This window comes from Trichococcus pasteurii (genome assembly GCF_900112935.1).
Lineage (GTDB): Bacteria > Bacillota > Bacilli > Lactobacillales > Aerococcaceae > Trichococcus > Trichococcus pasteurii.
Genome location: NZ_FONM01000012.1, coordinates 71375 through 90340, shown reverse-complemented (window position 1 = coordinate 90340; position 18966 = coordinate 71375). Strand labels below are relative to the sequence as shown.

The 18966-nt window shown below is 48.5% G+C and carries 19 protein-coding genes; 2 read left to right on the top strand and 17 right to left on the bottom strand.

Annotation, left to right across the window (positions count from 1 at the left end; genetic code table 11):
• The 8 genes from BM184_RS15750 to glpK form a co-directional block, all read right to left on the bottom strand.
• A partial coding sequence (locus tag BM184_RS15750) for a hypothetical protein (protein WP_256213035.1) occupies positions 1-191 on the bottom strand: 191 nt, incomplete at its 3' end.
• A 150-nt stretch (positions 192-341) separates the two neighbouring features.
• Complete coding sequence (locus tag BM184_RS10660; RefSeq protein WP_086943733.1) at positions 342-1763, bottom strand: sensor histidine kinase; 1422 nt, start codon at positions 1761-1763, stop codon at positions 342-344.
• Positions 1760-2473, bottom strand: a complete 714-nt coding sequence (locus tag BM184_RS10655; RefSeq protein ID WP_086943732.1) for a response regulator transcription factor — start codon at positions 2471-2473, stop codon at positions 1760-1762. Before BM184_RS10655 ends, BM184_RS10660 begins: the two co-directional genes overlap by 4 nt.
• 163 nt (positions 2474-2636) lie before the next feature.
• Positions 2637-2972 carry a single-stranded DNA-binding protein gene (locus BM184_RS10650; RefSeq protein ID WP_086943731.1) on the bottom strand — a complete coding sequence of 112 codons (336 nt, stop codon included), beginning with the start codon at positions 2970-2972 and terminating at the stop codon, positions 2637-2639.
• Positions 2973-3090: 118 nt separating this feature from the next.
• Complete coding sequence (gene whiA / locus BM184_RS10645) at positions 3091-4032, bottom strand: DNA-binding protein WhiA (RefSeq protein ID WP_086943730.1); 942 nt, start codon at positions 4030-4032, stop codon at positions 3091-3093.
• 42 nt (positions 4033-4074) lie between these two features.
• Entirely contained in the window at positions 4075-5073 is a 999-nt protein-coding gene (locus BM184_RS10640) for a gluconeogenesis factor YvcK family protein (protein WP_086943729.1), read from the bottom strand.
• On the bottom strand, positions 5070-5960 hold the full coding sequence (gene rapZ, locus BM184_RS10635; RefSeq protein ID WP_086943728.1) for an RNase adapter RapZ: 891 nt from the start codon (positions 5958-5960) through the stop codon (positions 5070-5072). The genes BM184_RS10640 and rapZ overlap by 4 nt, the downstream gene beginning before the upstream one ends.
• A 76-nt stretch (positions 5961-6036) precedes the next feature.
• Positions 6037-7554: a glycerol kinase GlpK gene (glpK, locus tag BM184_RS10630; protein WP_256213122.1), complete on the bottom strand. Its 1518-nt coding sequence runs from the start codon at positions 7552-7554 to the stop codon at positions 6037-6039.
• Positions 7555-7840: 286 nt separating this feature from the next.
• On the opposite strand from glpK, the gene asnB reads away from it, so the two are divergent.
• Positions 7841-9718 (top strand): asparagine synthase (glutamine-hydrolyzing), encoded by a 1878-nt coding sequence (gene asnB, locus BM184_RS10625; RefSeq protein WP_086943727.1) that lies wholly within the window; start codon positions 7841-7843, stop codon positions 9716-9718.
• Between the two features lie 158 nt (positions 9719-9876).
• Positions 9877-10497, top strand: a complete 621-nt coding sequence (locus BM184_RS10620; RefSeq protein ID WP_086943726.1) for an NAD(P)H-dependent oxidoreductase — start codon at positions 9877-9879, stop codon at positions 10495-10497.
• 66 nt (positions 10498-10563) lie between these two features.
• Here BM184_RS10620 and BM184_RS10615 read toward each other — a convergent pair whose 3' ends face one another.
• From BM184_RS10615 to BM184_RS10575, 9 genes are all read right to left on the bottom strand, one after another.
• Positions 10564-12291: a phospho-sugar mutase gene (locus tag BM184_RS10615; RefSeq protein WP_086943725.1), complete on the bottom strand. Its 1728-nt coding sequence runs from the start codon at positions 12289-12291 to the stop codon at positions 10564-10566.
• A gap of 167 nt (positions 12292-12458) precedes the next feature.
• Positions 12459-13430: a thioredoxin-disulfide reductase gene (trxB, locus tag BM184_RS10610; protein WP_086943724.1), complete on the bottom strand. Its 972-nt coding sequence runs from the start codon at positions 13428-13430 to the stop codon at positions 12459-12461.
• Positions 13431-13645: 215 nt separating this feature from the next.
• The gene (gene galU / locus BM184_RS10605; protein ID WP_086943723.1) at positions 13646-14539 is read right to left on the bottom strand and encodes a UTP--glucose-1-phosphate uridylyltransferase GalU; all 894 of its coding nucleotides are present in this window, start codon (positions 14537-14539) and stop codon (positions 13646-13648) included.
• Complete coding sequence (locus BM184_RS10600; protein WP_086943722.1) at positions 14536-15582, bottom strand: NAD(P)H-dependent glycerol-3-phosphate dehydrogenase; 1047 nt, start codon at positions 15580-15582, stop codon at positions 14536-14538. The genes galU and BM184_RS10600 overlap by 4 nt, the downstream gene beginning before the upstream one ends.
• Before the next feature lie 19 nt (positions 15583-15601).
• A complete protein-coding gene (locus BM184_RS10595; RefSeq protein ID WP_086943721.1) occupies positions 15602-16252 on the bottom strand; it encodes an HAD-IA family hydrolase in 651 nt (216 codons plus the stop codon).
• Positions 16253-16259: 7 nt separating this feature from the next.
• A complete protein-coding gene (gene lgt, locus BM184_RS10590; RefSeq protein ID WP_086943720.1) occupies positions 16260-17096 on the bottom strand; it encodes a prolipoprotein diacylglyceryl transferase in 837 nt (278 codons plus the stop codon).
• 21 nt (positions 17097-17117) lie between these two features.
• The gene (gene hprK / locus BM184_RS10585) at positions 17118-18056 is read right to left on the bottom strand and encodes an HPr(Ser) kinase/phosphatase (RefSeq protein WP_086943719.1); all 939 of its coding nucleotides are present in this window, start codon (positions 18054-18056) and stop codon (positions 17118-17120) included.
• A 228-nt stretch (positions 18057-18284) separates the two neighbouring features.
• Positions 18285-18629, bottom strand: a complete 345-nt coding sequence (locus BM184_RS10580; protein WP_086943718.1) for a phage holin family protein — start codon at positions 18627-18629, stop codon at positions 18285-18287.
• Positions 18629-18946, bottom strand: coding sequence for a PspC domain-containing protein (locus tag BM184_RS10575; RefSeq protein WP_086943717.1), 318 nt, complete (start codon positions 18944-18946; stop codon positions 18629-18631). Before BM184_RS10575 ends, BM184_RS10580 begins: the two co-directional genes overlap by 1 nt.
• Positions 18947-18966: the final 20 nt, after the last annotated feature.

Genomic DNA, 18966 nt, shown 5'->3' with positions numbered 1-18966 from the left:
ATTACCGTCGTAAATTTACTAGTCGTTCTTCTTTGATTGATATGATTCACAACTATATGGAATATTACAATAATAGACGCATTCAAAGGAAGCTGCATATCATGACTCCAATGGAGTTTCATGATCAGTATTTCGAGGCAGCCTAATGAACCCTCACGTTTTATGAGTGAAGCGTTTTGTGCTTCGCTCATAAAACGTGTGGGCCGCCAAGCGTAAGCGCGGCAGGGTTAAAAACGAAAAAAACTGCCCCCACATTACGGGGAGCAGTCTGTAAAACTGTTTAAATATTTTACTGTCCTATTGACGGGTGGCATACCAATATTATTCCGGCAGCTCTTTTTTTAATTGTCTTCTTCTAATCCTGCTTTGGTGGGCAAAGCTATCGTGAAGGTTGTTCCCTCGCCTGGATTACTCTCCACGTCGACGGTCCCTTTATGGTTCATCACTAAGGATTGTACCACCGCCAAACCGATTCCCGATTCGCCGAATTTTGTGTTCTTCCTGGAAACGTCCACTTTGTAGAACCTTTCCCAAATACTCGTGATATCCTTCTTTTCGATGCCGATGCCCGTGTCCTTGACCTGGATGATCTGTTTCTTGCCATCCGGGAACGACGACAAGGTGATTGTGCCGTTTTTCGTGAACTGGATTGCGTTTTGGGTGAGGTTCACCATGATCTGGATAAAACGGTCATAGTCCGCGTAGATCCGGTCCGCGGCATCCACTTTGACGATGATCAAGTCATCCTTCTCATGCGCTTTTGCCCGCATCTGTTCCGCAACATTCTCCAACGCTTCCTTGGCGGAAAACTCCTGCTTCACTAAAACAATCTGATTGGAGCGGATCTTTTCATAGTCCAAGTTTTCGTTCACCAAACGGATCAGCCTTTTGGTTTCTTTCTGCATCAGCTGCATGCTCCGGTCCCGGCTTCCTGCAGGGATCATATGGTGCTGGATCCCTTCCAGGATGCCGTTGATCGTCGTCAGCGGCGTGCGCATCTCGTGGGCAACATCCATCATGAACTGACGCCTTAAATTCTCTTGACGTTCGACTTCTTCATTGGAGGCTTTCAGGGACCTTGCCATTTGGTTGAAATCTTCAGACAGTTCATCAAATTCATCTTTGTGATGATTCTCCAGCGAGATATCAAAATTTCCTGAAGCAATCTCATGGGTGGCCCTCCGCATGCGTTTGATGCGCCTTGTCAGATAATTGGCGATGCCGAGGCTCAAGACGATCGCGATGCCACCGGAAGTCAGCACAGCCACAAGCAGGTTGTGCTCAATTTCGTTGATTTCATCCTCGATGCCTTTTACCGGCGATCCGACCGCTATGAAGCCTGTGAACTCGGCTGTAGTCGCATTAAACAGCGGGAGATAGACCGTCAAGAAGCGCTTCTTTTCGTTCAGGAAACCACGATCCCGTTCCGTCAATGAAATCCGTTCCCCTTCTGAGAGCCTCTCAAAATCCTCCGTACTGATTCCGCTCGTATACAGATCCGTTGCTTGTGGATAAACCATATGATCTTCCGCATCGAAGATGGCAAACGAGACGTCCTGGTTGGACACCAAAGTCGAGCCGCTTTCCAGTTGCTGGATTGTCATGTTCTGATCGATGATGGATTCGGCATAGCCATACAGCTGCGCCTCTTTCTCATCGTAGACATTGCTGGTGACGTATTGGATGATCAGGATGCCTGTCGTACTGACGGTTATTAGAATCAAGGTGAAAAAAGCCAGGATTTGTTGATAAACGTACTTCATTTTTCCTCGACTCCGCTGTCGTCGAATTTGTAGCCGACTCCCCAAACCGTTTGGATCACTTGCGGTCCGACCGCTTCTATTTTTTGCCTCAACTTCTTGATATGGGCATCAATTGTGCGCTCATCCCCATAATAAGGATCTTCCCAGATACGGGTCAAAAGATGTTCCCTCGAAAATACTTGCTTCGGGTGTTCGGCCAGCAACGCGAAAAGTTCGAATTCCTTCGGCGTCAGACTTTCGATCTGGTTCCCGTCAAGATAAGCTTCGCGCGTGATCGTGCTGATTTTGACATGGTCGGTGAGCACATCGAAATCATCTGTAGCCTGCACCTGCGAATGATCTACATTAGCGCGACGGTGCATCGCTTTGATGCGGGCTATCAAGGTCAACGGGCTGAACGGCTTCGTGACGTACTCATCCGCCCCGATTTCCAGACCGATGACCTGGTCACTCTCCGAATCACGTGCCGTCAGCATGATGATCGGCACAAACTGGGAGATTTTCCTTATTTCACGGCACACCTGCATACCATCCATGCTCGGCAAGTTCAGATCGAGGATAATCATATCCCATTTTCTTTCAGCTGCCGCGAATGCCTCCAGCCCTTCTTCCCCGTCATGTTTGAAAGCAGCTTGCCAGCCTTCATTCTCAAAAAACATCGCCATCATTTCGCAGACGGCTTCGTTGTCTTCTATCATCAAAATTTCCATAGCGACTCTCCTTTTCATTTCTTCCATTATATCTTTTTTTCCGATAAGCGGCATCATTTCCAGTCTACGATACCACACACCTTTGAAGTTTATATGAATAAATAAGAAAATCGCTGTTTCCGACAGAAAAAGCCCCGGAATCCGGGACTTTTGGGTGGAAGCATCAGACCGCTTCCTGTTCTCTTTTCGCTTCCACAAAATACAATTCTTCCACTACCAATTCGACGACATAGACGTGCTGCTCCTGCTTATTGACGTAGGAACGCGAAACCAAATGGCCGTTGACACCGATCTGGTTGCCTTTGGCGCAATACTGTTCAACCAGATTTGCAGTTGCTCCCCAAAACACCACAGGTATGAAATCCGCCTGCGGTTGGCCTTCATCCGCTTTCCTGAGCCGCTGCACCGCCAGCGTATTGTTGCAGACTTGCCTTTCGCCATTCACCTGTTGCACTTGGATGGGCCGCACCAGCCGCCCGATCAATGATACTTGATTCATCCTTTCATTCCTCCTTCAGCTTGACTTACTGTCTATAGTATCCGCAAAAAAGGAGAGCTGCTTTTTAATCAAAAAAAATAAACCTGAAGACTTTCGTCTCAAGGTTTACTTGAACTAATCAGCGGATGGCTTTCCCCATCCGCAGCGAATCCGCGTAATCGTTTATTTTTCGCAAACGGTGATTGATACCGGATTTTGAGATGGCTCCGCTCGGGATCATTTCGCCGAGCTCTTTGAGGCTGATGTCGGGATTCTCCAAACGGATGACTGCGATTTCCTTCAGCTTGTCCGGCAATTTCCCCAGACCTACTGTCGCTTCAATGAATTCGATGTTGGCGACCTGCTTTGCAGCCGCATCGATCGTCTTGTTCATGTTGGCGTTCTCGCAATTCACCAAACGATTGACAGAATTGCGCATATCACGGATGATCCGGACATCCTCGAATTTCATCATCGCATTATGGGCACCGATCAATGCCAGAAAATCTGCGATCTTTTCAGCTTCCTTCAGATACGTGATGAAGCCGTTGCGGCGCTCGATCGTCCGCGCATTCAGATCGAAATGATTCATCATATCGCAGATGTCCTGATTATGGTCCTCATAATTGGAATAGATTTCCAGATGGTAACGGCTCGTTTCCGGGCTGTTCACCGATCCCCCGGCCATAAAAGCTCCGCGCAGGTAGGAGCGCTCCTTCTGGTTATTGTTCATGATATCTTCGGAAACTTGCGTCTTGAACGACAGTCCATCGAAAATATTCAGATCACTCAGCAGTTCCCGGACGCCTTGTTTCAGGCGCACAATATAGACGTTGTTTTTCTTCAGTTTCATTTTCCGACGGACCAGCAATTCGCTTTCGAATGAATAGTGGTCCTTCAAGAGTACATACATCCGTCTTGCGATTGCCGCATTTTCCGTCTGGACATTCAGGACGAAAGCCTGATTATAGATGCTGACCGAACCGCTCATCCGGATCAATGCGGTCAACTCGGCTTTCGCATGCTCGCGGTGCACTTCCAATGTCGTCAATTCTTTTTTTACTTCAGATGCAAAAGACATATACGCCTCCTTTCCGACAGCTTCTTTCGATCAGAAAAAAGGTCAACAGATAGTTTTGATATTGGAAATGAGATTGATCAGTTCCGAAACGACTTTTTTGCCGTCGTGGTATACGCCGCCGTTCTTCATATCCAGGAAATCGGCAGAAATGACCCGGCAGTTTTCTTCGCGCAATCCTTTGAAATCATGGCGGACCTGCAGCAGATATTCTTCGTCGGCTTGCTGATTGAGGTATTCATCCGGAACTTTTTCCGTGTTCACCAGGACGGTGTCGATGAATTTCGCTTTCAGATGGTCATGCAATACTTTGATGTGCTCGGCATCGCTGAAGCCCTCTGTTTCGCCCAATTGCGTCATGATGTTACAGATATATACTTTCTCGGCTTTGGTCTCAATGACTGCTTGGCCGAGGTCATGGATCATCAGGTTAGGCAGAATACTGGTATAGAGGCTTCCCGGTCCGATAACGACCATATCCGCATCCAGGATACTGTTGATGACGTGACGGGAAGCGACGGCCTCCCTCGTTTCATCCAATGGTTTGACATACACCCGTTCGATTTTTTTGCGGCCTTTTGCGATTTTCGATTCGCCCTTAATGACCGTGCCATCCTTGAACTCTGCGTAGAGTGAGAGCGGCTCGTCAGCTGCGGCATAGATTTTTCCTTTGACGCCCATCATGACGGACAAAAGCCGAATGGCATCAAAAATGCTCCCTTTCATTTCAGTCAGGGCCACGATGATCAGGTTTCCGATAGCGTGCCCGGAAATGAAGGAATCCTTTGAATCGAAACGGTATTGGAAAATGTCCTTTTCCAGTTTTGGCATATCGGAGAGCGCAATCAGACAGTTGCGGATATCTCCGGGAGGCACAATGTTGACGTGGTCGCGGATGATTCCGCTGCTGCCGCCGTCATCGGCGACCGTGACAATGGCCGTGATGTCCGTATTGTGGTTCTTCAGTTCCTCCAGAATGACCGGCAATCCCGTTCCGCCGCCGATAACGACGATTTTCTTCGTTCTGCTCGGATTTTGACTCATGACCGATTCACCGTCTCTTTGCGTTTATTTCGATCACGGTGGGTTGTATTCACTTGATAGCCCGCACCCTTCAGTTGAAGGCTGGTACGTTCCGCCAAAGCAACCGAACGGTGTTGCCCGCCTGTGCAGCCGATGGCGATATTCACGCTGGTCTTGCCTTCTTTTTTATAACCGGGAATGATGTATTCCAACAAATCGATGAATTTCTTGTAAAAGATTTCCGTCTCCGGTTGCTTCATAACATAATCATAGACTGGCTTATCCAGCCCCGTCAACGGACGCAATTCATCTACGTAATGCGGGTTGGGCAAAAAGCGGACATCCATGACGATGTCGGCATCAATCGGCAAGCCATACTTGAAACCAAAAGATACGACTTCGATATGGAAAACATCCTTATCGTCGACTTTGAAAGTATCCAGAAGACGTTCCCTTAATTGGCGCGGTGTTGTCTCGCTCGTATCGATGACCAACTGCGAGCGATTGCGGATATCCTCAAGCAATTCCCTTTCTTTGCGGATCCCTTCCAGCACGGTTCCGCCTGATTGGGTCAGGGGATGGCTTCTTCTTGTCTCTTTATATCGGGAAACAAGCACATCGTCCTTCGAATCAAGGAAGATGACTTTGGTCGTGATGAAGGAAGTGTTGTCCAAACTGTCCACAGCAGACATGATTTCTTCAAAGAAAGCACGGGAGCGCAGATCGATCACTAAGCAGATTCTGCTTATTTTACCCGATTCCTTTACAAGCTCCCAAAATTTCGGTAACAAACTTGGGGGCATATTATCTATACAAAAATAGCCTAAATCTTCAAATGTCTGCAAGGCGACCGTTTTTCCGGCGCCGCTCATCCCCGTTATGACTACCAATTCGAGAGTGTCTGCCATGATAATTCCTCCAGTCAAAAAATAGATACACCTATTATAACATACCGGGTGTATCATTTGTCTATTTTTGAGCATTTTAAAGATTCTTACGTTTTGGCTTATGTGTGAAGTGGCGGGCGGCGGCTACTGCGTTTTGCCAGCCTGCATAGAGGTCTTCGCGTTTTTCCGTTGCCATTTGCGGGTGGAACTCGCAGTCGGGCTGCCAATTTTGGATAATGTCGTCGGTGTCCTTCCAGAAGCCTACTGCCAATCCAGCGAGGTATGCGGCTCCCAGTGCGGTTGTCTCCAATACTTTGGATCTGGTCAAGGTTGTGTTCAGCAGATCGCTTTGGAATTGCATCAGGAAGTTGTTGTGCGCTGCACCTCCATCGACGCGCATATTCGTGATGACAAGTCCAGAATCCTTCTGCATCGTGTCCACAACATCCTTCGTCTGATAAGCCAGCGATTCGAGGGTCGCACGGATCAGATGCGCTTTTGAAGTCCCTCTCGTCAATCCGAAGAAAGCACCGCGCACATCCTGGTCCCAATAGGGAGCACCTAATCCGACAAAAGCAGGAACCATATAGACGTTCTCGTTCGATTCGAGCAATTCGGCGTACTCTTCCGATTCCGCGGCCGTCCGGATCATCTCAGCTTCATCACGAAGCCATTGCAAGGCCGAACCGGCCACAAAAATGCTGCCTTCAAGAGCATAATTCACTTCGCCGTTCAGACCGTAAGCGATGGTGGTCAACAGCCCATTCTCCGATTTCACAGGCGAAATTCCTGTATTCATGACGATAAACGCTCCAGTACCGTAAGTGTTTTTCACCATCCCCTGCTCAAAACCGGTCTGCCCGAAGAGAGCAGCTTGTTGATCGCCGGCGATTCCGGCTATCGGGATACGCGAACCGTAAAAATCGTTCTCTTCCGTATACCCGTATATTTCCGATGAAGAACGGACTTCAGGCAGCAGCGTTCGCGGAATATCCAGCAAATCCAGGATCTCCTGATCCCATTTCAAATCATAAATATTGAACAGCATCGTCCGGCTGGCGTTGGAAACATCCGTCACGTGCACTTTTTTCCCGGTCAGTTTCCAGACAATCCACGTATCGATGGTCCCGAAGAGCAGTTCCCCCTTTTCAGCCCGCTCACGAGCATTCGGGATATGATCCAGCAGCCATTTGATTTTCGTGGCGGAAAAATAGGAATCGATTATCAATCCGGTCTTATTATGGATGAAATCGTTATGGCCCTCTTGCTTTAGTTTATCGGCGATTTCCGAAGTCTGGCGGGATTGCCAAACGATTGCATGATGGATCGGCATCCCAGTAACGCGGTCCCACACAACCGTTGTCTCGCGCTGATTCGTTACCCCTATTGCCGCAATTTCCTCCGGACGGATGGCCCCTCTGATCAAGGCATCCGCTATAACCGACTGGACGCTGATCCAAATTTCATTCGCATCATGCTCCACCCAACCGGGTTCGGGGTAATATTGCATCAATTCTCTTTGCGAAGAGGATATGATTGTGCCTTTCTTGTCCCAGATGATTGCACGTGTGCTGGTTGTGCCTTGATCTATCGACATCACATATTGTTTTTCCACTTGCGTTCACCTTCCCTTTGTTCCATCTGATTTTGACACCCAGACGAGCAAACGTTTTCATTTTCCGTTTACATCCTGTTTGCCTATGCTTCTATCCTAGCATTTTTAGCAACGAATCCCAATTGTTATTCTTCGTTGGGCTGTAAGTTATGATAATTGTGGTAACTCTGCCTAGGTACCCGATTTGATAATTTCTTTTAATGATTTTCCATTTGTGATAGAATAGATTGGACTCTAGACGGACAGACATTCTGATCTAGCAAGAGATACTTAAGGAGTGGTATAAATGTGTGGTTTTGTTGGATACATCCATGGATCGACTGCATGGAACCATCAGACTGTAATTGAAGGTATGATGAACAGAATCGTCCACCGCGGACCAGACAGCGGCGGCATGTATTCTGATGACAAGGTAACGTTAGGCTTCCGCCGATTGAGCATCATCGATCTTTCCGATAACGGGAAGCAACCGATGTACAGTGCAGACGGAAGTTTGGTATTGGTGTTCAACGGCGAAATCTTCAACTTCCAGGAGTTGCGCGAAGATCTGAAGCAAAAAGGACACGTCTTCCATTCCAAAACGGACAGTGAAGTTTTGATCTACGGCTACAAAGAATACGGTTATGACTTCGTGAAACAACTGCGCGGCATGTTCGCGTTCGCGATCTGGGATAAAGTGAACGATACGATGTTCATCGCCCGTGACGGCTTCGGCATCAAACCGTTGTATTATACAACAAACACAACCGACGGCAGCTTGCTTTTCGGTTCTGAAATCAAGTCATTTTTGGCTCACCCTGCGTTCATCAAAGAAGTGAACAAGGATGCCTTGCGCCCTTACTTGACGCTGCAATACTCTTCGATGGGCGAAACCTTCTTCAAGGGCGTCCACAAATTGAAACCGGCGCACTATATGGTGCTGAAAGGCAACGATATCCATACGGTCGAATATTGGGACAAGAAATTCCATGCCGAAAACGGCACTTTGGAAAGCTATGTGGAAGAAGTCAAAGCAACGATGGCCGATTCCGTCCGCGCCCACAAAATCAGTGACGTGAAGACAGGCGCTTTCCTTTCCGGCGGCGTCGATTCCAGCTTGGTCACAGCTTTGATGAAACCGGAAAAATCCTTCTCGGTCGGCTTCTCCGAATATGAAAAAATGTTCAACGAAACCAACCAGGCTGCCGATCTTTCGGAAATCCTGGGCATCGAGAATGTCCGCAAGTACATTTCGCCGGAGGAAGCTTTCCATGCACTGCCTACCATCCAGTACCATATGGATGAACCGCAATCAAATCCGTCTTCCGTTCCATTGTATTTCTTGGCTGAATTGGCGAAGAAAGATGTGACGGTCGTGCTTTCGGGTGAAGGCGCGGATGAGATCTTCGGCGGCTACTCTTGGTATGAACCATCCAAGAAAATGGAGACCTACGAAAAGATCCCTTACAGCCTGAGAAGAGGCATCGGCAAATTGGCCCACAAACTGCCGAAAAATACGCTGACGACCTTCCTGGTCAAAGGCGGCCAAAAAGTTGAGGAACGCTTCATCGGTCAAGCCATCGTCTGGGACGAGGAAGAGGCTGTGGACATCCTGAAGCCGGCTTACAAAAACGGTCCGGATATCCGTACGATCACAAAACCGATCTATGACGAAGTCAAAGGCCAGGACGATGTGACGAAGATGCAGTATCTCGATCTGAACCTTTGGATGCCTGGGGATATCCTGTTGAAAGCCGACAAGATGAGCATGGCCCACTCGTTGGAGCTGCGCGTACCTTTCCTTGATAAAGAAGTCATGGAATTGGCGAAACGCATTCCTTCCGATTACCGCGTCAACGAAATCGATACGAAATATGTGCTGCGCAGAGCAGCTGCCGATGTCCTGCCGGAAGAATGGGCGAAACGGCCGAAGTTGGGCTTCCCTACCCCTATCCGTCACTGGTTGCGTGAAGAAGAATTCTACAACGAAGTCAGAAAAGCTTTCTCATCCGACTACGCGGCTGAATTTTTCGACACCGCTAAGCTGGTGCAGATTCTCGATGACAACTACACGAAAAAATTGGATTACGGCCGTCAGATCTGGACAGCCTACATCTTCCTTGTATGGTACAAACGTTTCTTCATCGATGAAACGCCGGTATCTGCGGAAGCATTTGTCGCTTAAATCAGTTATTGAACATGCAGAAGAGAGTTGCCCGAAAAGGGCAACTCTCTTTTTTGCCCCTGGCTGCTTCTCTCCTGTGCGGGCAGTGGTTATGCTTTCTCATCCTTGGATGTAAATGGTATCATGTAACTATAAAATATTGGAAAGAAGGTTATTCTATGGCCAGAGTTTTAGTTGTGCGCGCGCATCCGTTCGACAGCAGCGTTTCCCGTTCCATGAAAGTTTTGGATGCTTTTCTGGAGGAATACAAAGCTGTGAATCCTTACGATCGCATCAAGGACATGAATCTTTATGAAGTCGCCATCCCTGAAATCGATCGGGATCTTTTGACTGCCTGGAAGGAGTTGTCGAAAGGCGTGCTTTTTGATCAGTTGACTTCCAGGCAGCAGGAAAAAGTGACACTGTTCAATCACTACACAGATGATTTTTTGGCGATGGATAAGATCATCATCGCTAATCCTTTGTGGAATATGCATGTGCCGGGTCGCCTGAAGACTTGGATCGATACCATTACGGTCGCCGGACAGACGTTCCGTTACACGGAATCCGGAGCAGTCGGAATGGTCCCGGATAAAAAGTTGCTGCACATCCAAGCGAACGGTGGAATCTTCGACGGACGCGACCCTGCCAGCCAGTACATCAAGAGCATTTTCCGCTTCCTGGGAGTGGAAGAAATCTCGCAGCTGTTCGTTGAAGGCATGGACACATACCCGGACCGTGCCGATGAAATCGTAGCCGAAGCAATCGAAAAAGCCAAACAATTGGCCAAAACTTTCTGATCTGTCCACTAACAAAACAAAAAAGAAGCCCGCGGGCTTCTTTTTTGTTTGTGCCGTTTTCTCGGATTACTCTGCAGTCAGGCTGCGGATACTTGCCTCGAAAGCAGCGACTTTTTCATCAACGGCAGCTTGGCTTTCAGCCTTGGCACCGATGTAGAATTTGATTTTTGGTTCTGTTCCGCTTGGACGGATGGCGATCCAGCTTCCGTCCTCCAGGAAGTATTTCAGCACATTCGAGCTCGGCATATCGATGTTTTCAGTGGAGCCATCCGGGAATGTCTTCGTTGAGTTGCCGAAGTCTTCCGTGATCGATACGGCGATGCCTGCGAAGTCCGCCGGTGCTTCCGAACGGAATTTGGCCATCAGCGCTTTGATTTTTTCTGCTCCGGTGATGCCGGACATCGTGACGGAAATCGTCTGTTCTTTATAATAGCCGTGCGTTTCGAAGATTTCGACCAAGCCGTCATACAGCGTTTGGCCTTTTTTCTTGTAGTAAGCCGCTACTTCAGCAATCAATACAAGAGCTTGGATAGCGTCTTTGTCGCGGACGAAAGGTTTTGCCAGGTAGCCATAGCTTTCCTCGAAACCGAACAAGAATTCCTTGCTGTGGTCCTCTTCGTATTGCTTGATTTTTTCTGCGATGAATTTGAATCCGGTCAGAACATCCACCATGTCCGCACCGTAAGATTTTGCGATTGCTGTCGGCAGCTCGCTGGATACGATCGATTTCAGGGCAGTACCGTTGGCTGGCAATGTGCCGGCCGCTTTTTTCGCGCGCAGCAAGTAATCCAGCATCAATGAAGCGATCTGGTTACCGGTCAGGACAACGTATTCGCCTTTTGCTTTACGGACGGCTGCACCCAAGCGGTCAGCATCCGGATCGGTCGCGACCAAAATGTCGGCATCCAGTTCCGTCCCCAGTTTGATGGCGTATTCGAATGCGCCTGCTTCTTCCGGATTCGGTGATTTCACGGTGGAGAAATTCGGATCGGCTACAGCCTGTTCCGGAACAAGGTGGATGCCTTCAAAACCGGCATTCTTCAAGGCGCGCTCACCCAGCATCTGGCCAGTCCCATGCAGCGGCGTGAATACCAATTTCATCTCTTTGCTCATTTCGTGGACAAGGGCGGGATCGACAGTCACTGTTTTGACCAGCTCAAGGTAAGCCGCGTCGACTTCTTCCCCAAGCATTTTGATCAAACCAGCTGCTTTTAGCTCTGCTTCATCGCCCACTTGGATCGTCAGCGGATTTTCGATCGCTCTTACATAATCGGTCAAAGCGTCCGCATCGGCAGGAGGCATCTGGCCGCCATCATCCCCGTAGACTTTGTAGCCGTTGTAATCAGCCGGGTTATGGCTCGCTGTGATCATGATGCCCGTTAGCGCATTCAAATGTCTCACTGCAAATGACAACTCGGGTGTTGGACGCAAGCTTTCGAAAACGAAAGCCGGAATGCCGTGCGCACCCAAAGTTTTGGCTGCCTCCATGGCGAACTCCGGAGATTGGTGTCTGGAATCGTATGCGATCGCGACGCCGCGTTTTTTCTCTTCTTCACCCTTTGCTTCCATCAAACGAGCCAATCCTTCGGTCGCTTGGCGGACTGTGTAGATGTTCATCCGGTTGATGCCGACTCCCAGGATGCCGCGCATTCCGGCAGTGCCGAATTCCAGCGGAGCAAAAAAAGCATCTTTCAGTGCTTCTTCATTTCCCTCCAAAGCTTTTAATTCTTCTTTTAATGTAGGTTCTAATAAGGCAAAATTATTCCATTGTTCGATGGTTTCTTGATAAGACATTTTTATCATCCTTCCCATATTAGTTTAGCCATATTATAACATTATTTGCATGCCCATTGAGCAAAAATATGGAATCTACAAAAAAAGTTCACGCTCTGATTTCAGAGCATGAACTTTGGTGATATTTATACATTTGGCAACAAATTGACTGTATTGGTGAAAATTTTTCAGTCCGCTGTCTCGGCAGCCGCTTCAGCAGCTGCCAGACGGTCATGCAGGTCTTCGATGTAAGCAAAGGCGCGGTTCCCGGCCTCCCCACCATCACCGACAGCGGTCGTGATCTGGCGGAGAAGTTTCTGGCGGACATCCCCGATGGCAAAGATGCCCGGTATGGCCGTTTCCATATGCTCATTCGTGATGATCCAACCTTCTTCATCCGTGATCCCCAAATCAAGGAAGGCATCCGATTGCGGCAAAATGCCAACATAGATGAAGACCCCATCCACAGCTTTTTCCTTGATCTCATTGGTGTGCTTGTTTCTGATCATGACACCCGTGACTTTCTGTCCGTCGCCTTTGATTTCTTCCACAACGGAATCCCACGTGATGCTGATTTTTTCATTCTTGAAGGCACGGTTCTGGATGATTTTTTGGGCACGGAATTCATCACGTCTGTGGACGATGTTGACATCCGCGAACTGCGTCAAGTAGATGCCTTCCTCTACCGCCGAATCTCCGCCACCGACCACTGCCAGTTGTTTGCCTTTGAAGAATGCCCCATCACAGACGGCACAATAGGAAACGCCGCGTCCGTTGTACTGATCCTCTCCGGGAACCCCCAATTTACGGTGGTGGGAACCTGTCGCGATGATGACGGCGCGTGTTTTATAGGATTTTTTGCCGGCTTCAACGATGCGGTAATCCCCATCCACGATGATACGCTTCACATCTCCGTATGCATGCTCGGCTCCGAATTGCATGGCGCTCTCGTACATTTTTTCGGCCAGTTCCGGCCCCAGAATTGATTTGAAGCCAGGATAATTTTCCACCTCGGCAGTATTGTTCATCTCTCCGCCCGGTATGCCGCGTTCCAGCAGTAAGGTGCTCAGATTGGACCGCGATGCGTAAAGGGCTGACGTCATCCCCCCCGGACCCGCTCCGATAACGATGACATCGTAAATTTTTTCAGTTTGTTCCATATTTAGTGAATCTCCTTCTGGTGTTAAGTCTGTTCCGGGCTGGTGCCGGAATCTAGTTCTTATACAGTTTACTCTGACTTTATTTTTTGTGCCACAATTCTGCTCAGGATGCCAAATCCATGGTGAAGAAGCCGAGCCATGAATCGCAGAACGATTGATGGCTCGGCCTCTGTTATTCTATTCAACAATCAACTGGTTTTGGATTGTCTAATCGGCTACTTGCCTTCATCTTCAGCAGTCAACTTTTCGCCCAGATCCACCAGATAATTTTTCAATTTATCTTTTATTTCCGGATGGGTCAGACCATAGGAAATGCTTGTCGTCAGGAAACCGAATTTGTCTCCAACGTCAAAACGCTTGCCGTCAAAACGTTTTGCGAAGACGCGCTGGGTTTGGTTCAAAGTATCGATAGCGTCGGTCAATTGGATTTCCCCGCCGGCACCCGGATTTTGATTTTCCAGAATTTCGAAAATTTCCGGAGTCAGCAAGTAACGGCCGATGATCGCCAAATTGCTTGGAGCATCTTCCGGCTTCGGTTTTTCGACGAATCTGCGGACGTTGAAAAGGCCAGGTTCCAGTTCCTGATCCGGATCGATGATGCCGTATTTTGATGTTTCCTCATGCGGCACTTCCATCACGGCGATGTTCGAAGCATGCGTGCGCTCGTAAGCATCCATCAACTGCTTGGTCAACGGCACTTCATCTTCCATCAGATCATCCCCTAACATGACCACGAATGGCTCATCGCCGACAAAGGCTTTTGCCTGCAGAACCGCATGGCCCAACCCCAATGGATAAGACTGGCGTACGAAATGGATGCGCAAACCGGTGGTTTCCTGAACCAATTCCAACAATTCATTTTTGCCTTTTTCGCGCAGATTCGCTTCCAACTCGATATTTGAATCAAAATGGTCTTCAATCGGGCGTTTGCTTTTTCCGGTTACGATCAGGATATCTTCGATCCCAGATGCGATCGCTTCTTCGACGATGAATTGAATGGTTGGTTTATCGACGATCGGCAACATTTCTTTTGCCATCGCTTTCGTGGCCGGTAAAAAACGCGTTCCGAATCCTGCAGCAGGAATCACTGCTTTTCTGACTTTTTTCATATTGACTGGCTCCCCTTTTCCACATTTTGAGAAGATTGCTCCGCTTTGCCTTCGCGCAGCATCAATTCCTCGATTGCTTTTTTGACATCGACTTTCTCGTACAAAACTTTATAGATGGCTTCCGTAATCGGCATTTCGATGCCTTTTTCCTGCGCCAATTCATAAGCGGCTTTTGTTGTCGCCACGCCTTCAACAACCATCCCCATGTTGTTCAGCACTTCATCCAGATCATGGCCTTTTCCGATCAGATCTCCCGCTCGCCAGTTCCGCGAATGGCGGCTTGTGCCGGTCACAATCAGATCGCCCACTCCGCTCAAACCGATGAATGTCATAGGATCGGCACCGAAAGCGATCCCCAGACGACTGATTTCCGCCAATCCGCGCGTCATCAAAGCCGCTTTTGCGTTGTCGCCATAACCCAATCCGTGAAGCGCTCCCGCACCTACTGCGATGATGTTCTTCAATGCAGCACCCAACTCTACCCCGATGACATCCGTGTTCCGGTAGACCCGGAAATAGGGATTCATGAACAGTTTTTGCACATAACCTGCATCCTCTTCGTCCTGGGATGCGGCAGTGATCGTTGTGATGTCCTTTTTGGCGACTTCTTCCGCATGGCTCGGTCCGGAAAGGACGACCAGGCTTTCGTATTTCTCTGCCGGAATCTCTTCCTGGATAATGACGGAAATCCGTTTATGGGTATCCTGCTCCAAACCTTTGCTGGCGTGGATCAGATGCGGCCTTGTTTGGCCATCCAATAACGATGCGACTTCTTTCGCGACCACACGGATCGCTTTTGTCGGCAGAACGAACAAGAGCGCATCAGCGTCGTCTATAGCAGCTTTCAGATCGGTGTACGCCACAATCGATTCACTCAGCTTTGCACCAGGTAAATAATGCTCATTCGTGTGCTGCTCGTTAATTTCTTTGATTTGTTGCGGGTCATTCCCCCAAAGACGGACTTCATGTCCATTTTCATCCAATACCATGGATAAGGCTGTTCCCCAAGATCCTGCCCCTAGTACAGCAACTTTTTGTCTCATTTTGCTCTCTTCCCCTCCATTAAACTCTCACGCCGGAAAGAATGTACTCTTCCAACTCCTGTGGATCTTTGACTATTTTTGTCGGCTGATATGGTTGGATGAAGGCAGTCGTTTTTTCGGACCAGCCCACAAAAATGCTTGTGACGCCCGCATTATTGCCCGCGACTATATCGTGGTGATTGTCCCCAACCATTACGCTGGTTTCCCTTTCGGCGTCCAGACGATCCATAGCCAGAAAAAGTGATTCCGGATCGGGTTTCGGAAGCGAAAAATCGCCTGAGCCGATGATCGTATCGAAATAATCCGTGATGCCTAGGATTGATACTCCTCTTTTCAGCACATCGCTGCGCTTCGTCGAAACGACGCCCAAGCGCAGGCCTGCCTGTTTGAGATTCTCAAGCACCTCTTTGATGCCCGGGAACATGCCGATCATTTCATCATGCTTCTCCAGCATCACTTCCCGGTAGCGTGCGACCAGCTCATCCTGTCTACCTTGATCAAGATTCCCGTATATTTCCTCTAAACTGGGACCGTTGAACTGGGCCATTTCCTCTATTTTGAATCGGCCCGGAAAATTTTCCTCCATGACGACAAAATGGCTTTCGCTGATGAGCCGGTTCGTGTCGGCAATAGTGCCGTCAAAATCAAATAAAACCGTTTTGAAATTCATTCCTTTATTATGCTTCCTTTCTGTTGATGTTCGTGTAAAAGGGATCAGGCGGATAATTATTTCTGCGTCTGTAAGCCCAAAACATCAGCGCTCCGAGGAACAGCAGGATGGACAGCGCCTGCGAAACCCTGATAGGTCCAAAAAGATACAGGCTGTCCGTGCGCATGCCTTCGATGAAGAAGCGCCCGAACGAGTACCACATAACATAAGTGAACATCACTTCACCTACACGCAATAACTGCACTTTTCTGCGCAGGAACAGGATCAACACAAACCCAGCCAACGACCAGAGTGATTCGTACAAGAAGGTCGGGTGGTAATAAATCCCGTTGATGTTCATCTGTTCAATGATGAATTCCGGCAGGAACAAATTCTCCAAAAAGGCGCGGCTGACTTCCTCACCATGCGCTTCCTGGTTCATGAAGTTCCCCCATCTGCCGATGGATTGCGCAATCAGGACTGCGGGTGCCAGAATATCCATCGTCAATGCCAAGGAAATCCCTTTTCGTTTCGTATACCAATAAATAGTCAAAATACCGGCTATCAATGCCCCGTAAATCGCGATGCCACCATTCCAAATCTGAATGATTTCGCCTGGGTTCTGCAAATAATAATCCAATTCAAACAATACATAGTAAATGCGGGCGCCGATGATCCCGATCGGTATCGTCCAGAACATCATATCGACAATGAAATCCGGATCCAAGCCTTTTTTGTTGGCTTCTTTTGTCGCCAATGTCATGGCAATAAGGATGCCTGCCGCGATGATGACACCGTACCAACGGATTTCCAACCCACCGAATGACAATGCGACTGGGTTCAATGCGGCTATCAAATTATTCATCTCATTCTCCTTTATGCAAGCTTATTCACCTTTTTGAGCATTTTCTTTTATCAAAGCTTCCAAATTTCTTTCAAAAGTCTCAGCGGCATTGTAGCCCATGGTTTTCGCACGGAAATTCATGGCCGCCACTTCGATGATGATGGCAAGATTTCGCCCTGTCTTTACCGGAATCGTGATTTTAGGGATGCCGACATCCAGAATGTTCACGATTTCTTCTGTGCTGCCCAGACGTTCAAACTTTTTGTCTTTGCTCCAAAGTTCAAGGTTAACGATCAGATTGACTTCATTGGTTTGTTTGACTGCACCTGCCCCGAACAGCGTCATCACATCGATGATGCCGATTCCGCGGATTTCGATCAGGTGGCGAAGGATGCCTGGTGCCTCACCGATCAGCGTATTTTCATCGTGTTGGTAAAGATCGACGCGATCGTCAGCGACCAGACGGTGTCCTTTTTGGATCAATTCCAAAGCCGTTTCCGACTTCCCGACGCCGCTGTCCCCTGTAATCATGACGCCCATTCCAAATACATCCACGAAAACCCCGTGCATCGAAACCTGTTCCGCCAACTTGCCCTCAAGGAAATTGGTGATGTTGCTGGAAACTCTTGTCGTTCTGGATTGCGCCGAAAGAATCGGTATGCCGGCTTCCTGAGCGGCTTTCATCAATTCTGCGGGCGCCGGAAGTCTGCGTCCGATAACGAAGCAAGGCGTTTCTTTACTGCAAAGGCGCCTCATGACGATCAGGCGCTCTTCTGCGGTCATCCGCTCGATAAATGTCAGTTCCGTTTTCCCCAACAACTGGATACGGGCCGACGGGTAAAAATTAAAGAAACCTGTCAACTCGACGCCTGGTCTGGAGATTTCGCTGGTCGTGATCTTGTTGCCCAAAAATTCTTCTCCGCTCAGCACAACATAACCTGAAGAATCCACTAATTCCTTTACAGTGACTGTATTCGCCATTCTTATCCCTCGCTCTATCATTTAATTTCCTGGCCCCGATCAGGCAGGATTTTTTTACATTTTCATCTCACCGCAAACAATGATTGGATCGCTTGTGGTTTATTGTATTCCTATCCATCATAACATTTTATCCATGCATACGAAAGAACAAAAAGGCAGCTGAAACAATCGTTTCAGCTGCCTTACTTTATGTTATTTGGTGCTGGCGCCAGTGCTGATCCCACTTGGTTAATGCGCGACGTCCCTGCTCAGGAACATATGCACGACCGACATGATCAGAGCCACCAGGAATGCCGTGCCGTAGCTCGTAAAGTGGAATCCGGGTCCCACCAACCAAGAAGTCAGATACAGCATGAAGCCATTGATCACGAAGCTGAATAAACCGAAAGTAAGGATCGTGATCGGGAACGAGAGGATCGAAAGCACCGGTTTGATCAGGAAGTTGACGATGCCCAAGACAATGCTGGCCCAAAATGCCGTCCAAAGGCTATGCACATAGAATGAAGGTGCCATGAAATAAGCCAAGCCGATGAACACTAGCGAATTGACGGCCGCTTTTTTCCAGAATCCCATCAGAAATCACTCCAGTCGTCCTCTTCTTGTTTATCCACTGGTTTTGCTTCTTTTACAGATCTCGAGGCATCGGAACTGCGGCGGGAGGATGAAGAACCATACGTTCCGCCGAATGATTGTCCGCTGCCGCTTTGGCCCGGTTCAGGCATCAGGATCGCCATCAGGATGTACAGCAATACGGGCGATCCGACTCCCGCAAAGACGGCAATCAGAAAGATCACACGTACAATCGTCGAGTCGATGCCGAAGTATTCTGAAATACCTCCCAGAACACCGCTGACTTGTCTGTCTGTAGCAGATTTAGTTAATTTTTTCATGTTCATTCTCTCCTTATATA

Excerpts from the sequence above, each read along its gene's own strand:
- BM184_RS10660 (WP_086943733.1), bottom strand. The coding sequence starts at position 1,763 with ATGAAGTACGTTTATCAACAAATCCTGGCTTTTTTCACCTTGATTCTA.
- BM184_RS10655 (WP_086943732.1), bottom strand. The coding sequence starts at position 2,473 with ATGGAAATTTTGATGATAGAAGACAACGAAGCCGTCTGCGAAATGATG.
- BM184_RS10650 (WP_086943731.1), bottom strand. The coding sequence starts at position 2,972 with ATGAATCAAGTATCATTGATCGGGCGGCTGGTGCGGCCCATCCAAGTG.
- whiA (WP_086943730.1), bottom strand. The coding sequence starts at position 4,032 with ATGTCTTTTGCATCTGAAGTAAAAAAAGAATTGACGACATTGGAAGTG.
- BM184_RS10640 (WP_086943729.1), bottom strand. The coding sequence starts at position 5,073 with ATGAGTCAAAATCCGAGCAGAACGAAGAAAATCGTCGTTATCGGCGGC.
- rapZ (WP_086943728.1), bottom strand. The coding sequence starts at position 5,960 with ATGGCAGACACTCTCGAATTGGTAGTCATAACGGGGATGAGCGGCGCC.
- asnB (WP_086943727.1), top strand. The coding sequence starts at position 7,841 with ATGTGTGGTTTTGTTGGATACATCCATGGATCGACTGCATGGAACCAT.
- BM184_RS10620 (WP_086943726.1), top strand. The coding sequence starts at position 9,877 with ATGGCCAGAGTTTTAGTTGTGCGCGCGCATCCGTTCGACAGCAGCGTT.
- BM184_RS10615 (WP_086943725.1), bottom strand. The coding sequence starts at position 12,291 with ATGTCTTATCAAGAAACCATCGAACAATGGAATAATTTTGCCTTATTA.
- trxB (WP_086943724.1), bottom strand. The coding sequence starts at position 13,430 with ATGGAACAAACTGAAAAAATTTACGATGTCATCGTTATCGGAGCGGGT.
- galU (WP_086943723.1), bottom strand. The coding sequence starts at position 14,539 with ATGAAAAAAGTCAGAAAAGCAGTGATTCCTGCTGCAGGATTCGGAACG.
- BM184_RS10600 (WP_086943722.1), bottom strand. The coding sequence starts at position 15,582 with ATGAGACAAAAAGTTGCTGTACTAGGGGCAGGATCTTGGGGAACAGCC.
- BM184_RS10595 (WP_086943721.1), bottom strand. The coding sequence starts at position 16,252 with ATGAATTTCAAAACGGTTTTATTTGATTTTGACGGCACTATTGCCGAC.
- lgt (WP_086943720.1), bottom strand. The coding sequence starts at position 17,096 with ATGAATAATTTGATAGCCGCATTGAACCCAGTCGCATTGTCATTCGGT.
- hprK (WP_086943719.1), bottom strand. The coding sequence starts at position 18,056 with ATGGCGAATACAGTCACTGTAAAGGAATTAGTGGATTCTTCAGGTTAT.
- BM184_RS10580 (WP_086943718.1), bottom strand. The coding sequence starts at position 18,629 with ATGGGATTCTGGAAAAAAGCGGCCGTCAATTCGCTAGTGTTCATCGGC.
- BM184_RS10575 (WP_086943717.1), bottom strand. The coding sequence starts at position 18,946 with ATGAAAAAATTAACTAAATCTGCTACAGACAGACAAGTCAGCGGTGTT.